This is a genomic window from Vibrio sp. D54 (assembly GCF_021728075.1).
GTDB lineage: Bacteria > Pseudomonadota > Gammaproteobacteria > Enterobacterales > Vibrionaceae > Vibrio > Vibrio alginolyticus.
This window is the reverse complement of the sequence record NZ_JAKKCS010000041.1, coordinates 1-4630: the sequence shown is the minus strand read 5'-3', so window position 1 is coordinate 4630 and position 4630 is coordinate 1. Positions and strand designations below refer to the sequence as shown.

Genomic DNA, 4630 nt, shown 5'->3' with positions numbered 1-4630 from the left:
GTGGTGGTTGGTGTTAAAATGCATATATAACGCTATGGTTCTCTATTCACTAATTTTATGTAAGTGAAATTTATTAAATTGAACTATAGGTGACGGTTTGTATACAATCTTGTTGTTTTTATCATAATTTTGATAAGAAAACTCATCGATATCAACGTCATAGTCTATAAGCTCTTCTAAGTTATTAATAACACCCTGAATGTTGTTTTTCCAACCACTGGTAATAATTTTAATAATTTTCTCATGAGATTCGTCCGTAGGATTTATCTTTTTGTAATGCCCATCTAAACAAAGCTCGATATTGTTTAAAGCTTGAACATATGATTTGATAAACTCATTTCTGTTCGAAAAGTTAACAATTACCCTTCCAGATTCATCTGTAGTCAGAACTACATTTTCCTTAGCATTAACATCAGATATTTTCTTTCTATCTGATGCACCTAATGCGAAAGATGTAAAGTTATTTTTAATACCGTTTTTTTTATTCCAATATGCAGGTTGAAGTAATTTTTCTCCATGAAGACCTTCAACTTCACCAACAAATCCGAACGTTCGTTCACCATCTGAAATCATTATCAGTAAATCCGAGTAGCGAAACTTAGTGGCAATCTGATCGACAGGAGAAATAAAAATTAAATCATTATGTTCTTTATCTGCTTCAAACTCTACAGTTGAATTGGGGACAAACACTGTTACTTTGGGATTATCATATTCTGATATCTCCGCATAAAGAGTAGAATCATCACCAAGTTTAAACACATTTATTAATTTATATTCGAAGCCATGAATCCCAAATCTAGCCAGCAGCTCATCTATTAGTTTAGCTCTAATGCCCTTTCCATCATTAGAGCGTAAAAAATCCATCATTAGATACTCAAAAGCATGGTTTCTAACGCTCGCCTTCATACTGTTAAAAAAATTTGATGGGTATTCTAGCTCTCCTCTATATGACTGAAGCGATGAGCCTTTTAGAGCATAGGTTAGATTTTTTTGGTATAGAATCGTTTTAAGTATTGCACAATAAAACATAGCCCAATATGAAGTACTGTCATTTAAGATTTTAGGAGTTACAAGTACTGTTTTTGACATACAACAACTCTTCTTTTTGCGCATTTTGAAAAGGCTTATCTAACAAGAACAGTGTAGACAAGCTTACTTTCAATCAAGGCTAGGAAAAGGTTCTTCCGAACCATATATAAGATTAAACACATATTAACACTATGATACTGATAATCGTGGAGTTAATTATGATTAAGCTAACCAATCTTCAACAAATCACAACCCTACCAATCACCACTGCCCTGCAAGACCAAGTCAAAGCCATACTCACCGAACCATTCCACGATGAAGCAGAGACCCAACAAGCATGGGATGAGCTGCAATGTGAACTCTGGTTCCTCACATCGAAATCCGAACTCTCTACCGTCGTCGACGATATCGAAATGCTAAAACGAGTACTGAGTTACACCGAATTCGAAGACGATCTGGACTACGAAGCAGTGCTTACCCTGAGCATTGTCGAGGACTCTGGTAAGGGTATTTACCTACTGCTACCTAAGACACTCCTCACCGAATTACGCCAATACTTCTCCATCGAGAATGACTAAGGAGGCTGTGATGCAATCCCGAAAATTCAAATTCAATAAGCGCCAACTCGACTCACTACCACCGACGCCGACGACGAGCAAAAGTAAAGAAACGGAATATACAGACGAGTTATGTTCTGGGCTTAAGATGATCGTCAACCGTCAAGGGAGGAAGCGTTTCTTGTTCAGGTACACCTATTTTTCGGTCAAAAAATCCATACAACTAGGCGAGTATCCAGCATTAGATATAAACACTGCTCGTCAGATTGCCAATGACCATAAACGGGAAATTGCTCTCGGTAATGATCCCAAGGCAATTCGTGATGAGAAGCGCAACGTTCTTACGTTCCAAGAGTTCTCAGAGCTACATTATTTACCCTACGCAATGATGAACAAGCTCACCGCTAAAAGTGATGCGGGTAGTCTCAGGCTCCACTTCTATCCGAAATGGGGCAAGAAACCTCTCACTGATATCGGTCAGCAGGACATTCAGAAATTGTTGGATGGCTTACTAGAAGGTAGGAAGCCTGCAACGGTTAACCGTCTACGTTCCTTAGTCCTTCGTATGTTCCGGTTAGCAATGGAATGGGGTTACGTAGATTCTAATCCCGGTCAGTACATACGGAAGCTTAAGGAAAATAACGTAAGACAGCGGTTCCTGTCACGTTCAGAAGTTTCTGCCTTCATCAAGGCATGTAACGAAGAACCGAATCGCACCCAAGCCAATGCATTGAAATTTGCGCTACTAACAGGGATGCGAATCGGGGAAATCACCAGTTCGAAATGGGAGTGCCTTAACGTCGACGACGACGGCAACTGGAGCTTATTTCTACCACACACTAAGTCGGGGCTGTCGAGAACGGTCCTGCTCAACCATTTAGCTAAGGAAGTCATCCATGATCAACGACGATTTCAACAACCGAAGAACCCCTATATCTTTGCCGGAGATGCACCCGGTAGACCTATCGCTCATCCGAAGAAGGCATTTGCTCGAATCAAGAAAGCTGCTGGTATAACCGATAATTTTCGTATTCATGACCTCAGGCATAGCTTTGCCTCGATCCTGATCAACAGCGGTAATGCCACGCTTTATGATGTTCAGCATTTGTTAGGGCATCAGAGCCCCCAAACTTCGACTCGTTATGCACATTTGGCTAGCTCAAGGCTGCGGGCGGTAAGTGCGAATGTGGCAGAGTTGGTTGGAGAAGCCAGCCGGTAATATAAAGACAGTAAGTATTTTGCTTACTGTCTTTATTCGACTAAATATGATCTTAAAACATCTGCTGCTGACCAGATTCAAGACTATTTCTTTGTTCTGGTTTATATACTGTCAAAATAGGGTGGCCAAGCAGATTAAAATTCTTAACATTTAACGGCGGAACAACCCAAAAGCGTTCTGCATTATTAAACTTAACTTGCTCTCTCAACTCCATTAGTAGACGCCCTAGTACATTAGCACCGGTGCATAACAAGTTATCTTCTGGTATCGCCCCCCAAAAACCATCCTTAGATGACAGCTCTACTATCGGCATGTCTCCAGTAGCCAGTAATTCCCCGGAAAAATGTTCCCAGTTTTGTGCCAGCTTAACTCTTAAGCACCACTTCATTATCAAGACGCGATGTTTATGCCAATCTTCACGTGTAGCACTTTCGTGGGCCCTCGCAACCCTTTTCGCTTCCATAGGATTGCCGTTAGTTATGATAGCGTACTGGATGTCTGGGTTACTCGGAAATCGACAAGCTTGATAGAGCACTTCCGAACTTTGAATTGCAATCCCATTCACATTCAATGGGAAACCTGCAGCCATGTTCGACAAACTTCCCCATTTTTCTTTAGTTTTTCGAAAGGCCGCTACATTTCTGATATCGTACTGTCGGAGAAAATCACCTTGCATAAGTTAGTTATAAGTATCTCTTTGTAATAGTGGATACCATCTGGATAGAGGACTATAAGATGGTGCATTTGGATCTCCCCACCAAAATACCAACGGACAATTGTTTGGGCAATTCCTATAAGTGAAAACTGTCGAACCGAACCCCAACCCATCAAAAGTATCAAAGCCTAGAGGCTTAAGATAGGGAGAAGGAGCTACTGAATAGCTAATAATTTGTAACCCATATTTTAGTAAAATATTTTCATACAGCTCTCTCCTAGATGAAGAGAATGTACGGTTTGGATTATTTGATGGTTGTCTGAAACTGAACGGACGATCCTGGCTAGCTAAATAACTAACAACCTCAGGAATTTGAGTAGCACTAACCATAGGCCAGAACACTTCTGAATCATCTTTTAAAAAGAAGCGATTTTCTTTGGTAAAAGATGTGTCATACTTAACAAATTGTAATTGAATACTTTTATTAGAATTTTTAATGAGTTCATTTAGCTTCCTCTGTACATAATGTTGCCCGTAATTGAAATAACCAATAGTTGCTACTAACAGTGTACATACTTGAGGTGCTGAGTTAGCGATCCATGCTCTTAGGTCTTGGAGAATACGCCCACCAGAAAAGATAAAATCATCGAGGTATATAAATATATTGGCTTGTAAGTCGTTTATACGGGTATGTAATGAATGTTTGTAGAGCATGCTATGGGTCAACTTATTAACCATCGTTGTTTGACTATTCCCACCTTGTTGAATGCTCAAAAGAGATATATCAGACCAACTGAACTGCTTAACATTTACCAAATATGGGTAGAGAGAATCTATGAACAAGTCAAATATGGATTCACTTATATAGTTACCTCTAAGTAGTCGTTTAGTCTCTTCCAATACAAGAAATTTTTCATGAGGTTGGAATTGATTTACCCAGCGGGATACATGGTGCGTATCATAAGTTGTACTAATAGTACCTGAGCGGTATTGACCTATAATATTTGCAATATCCTGAATCAGGGATTGTTCAGTGACAGGACTAGGTTGTTGAATTGTCATTTTTTTTTGAACTGGCCTCACAAATGCTTATTTAGATTTTATGCCTTTAGTGGCACATAGCCAAGTGTTTGAGTCTATTTATAAGCACCAAACACTCATCACAACTAT

The 4630-nt window shown here is 39.5% G+C and carries 5 protein-coding genes; 2 read left to right on the top strand and 3 right to left on the bottom strand.

Annotated features, from left to right (window positions below; all coding sequences use genetic code 11):
• Positions 1-42: 42 nt before the first annotated feature.
• Positions 43-1089 carry a hypothetical protein gene (locus L3V37_RS23620; protein ID WP_237307305.1) on the bottom strand — a complete coding sequence of 349 codons (1047 nt, stop codon included), beginning with the start codon at positions 1087-1089 and terminating at the stop codon, positions 43-45.
• A gap of 158 nt (positions 1090-1247) precedes the next feature.
• Between L3V37_RS23620 and L3V37_RS23615 the strand changes: the two genes are divergently transcribed.
• Together L3V37_RS23615 and L3V37_RS23610 are read left to right on the top strand one after the other, a co-directional pair.
• The gene (locus tag L3V37_RS23615; RefSeq protein WP_180944878.1) at positions 1248-1607 is read left to right on the top strand and encodes a hypothetical protein; all 360 of its coding nucleotides are present in this window, start codon (positions 1248-1250) and stop codon (positions 1605-1607) included.
• A gap of 10 nt (positions 1608-1617) precedes the next feature.
• Positions 1618-2805: a site-specific integrase gene (locus tag L3V37_RS23610; protein ID WP_237307303.1), complete on the top strand. Its 1188-nt coding sequence runs from the start codon at positions 1618-1620 to the stop codon at positions 2803-2805.
• Positions 2806-2857: 52 nt separating this feature from the next.
• Here the strand turns inward: L3V37_RS23610 and L3V37_RS23605 are convergent, their stop codons facing one another.
• Positions 2858-3481, bottom strand: coding sequence for an NADAR family protein (locus L3V37_RS23605; RefSeq protein ID WP_039443280.1), 624 nt, complete (start codon positions 3479-3481; stop codon positions 2858-2860).
• Positions 3482-3484: 3 nt separating this feature from the next.
• Positions 3485-4522, bottom strand: coding sequence for a hypothetical protein (locus tag L3V37_RS23600; RefSeq protein WP_039443277.1), 1038 nt, complete (start codon positions 4520-4522; stop codon positions 3485-3487).
• Positions 4523-4630 lie beyond the last annotated feature (108 nt).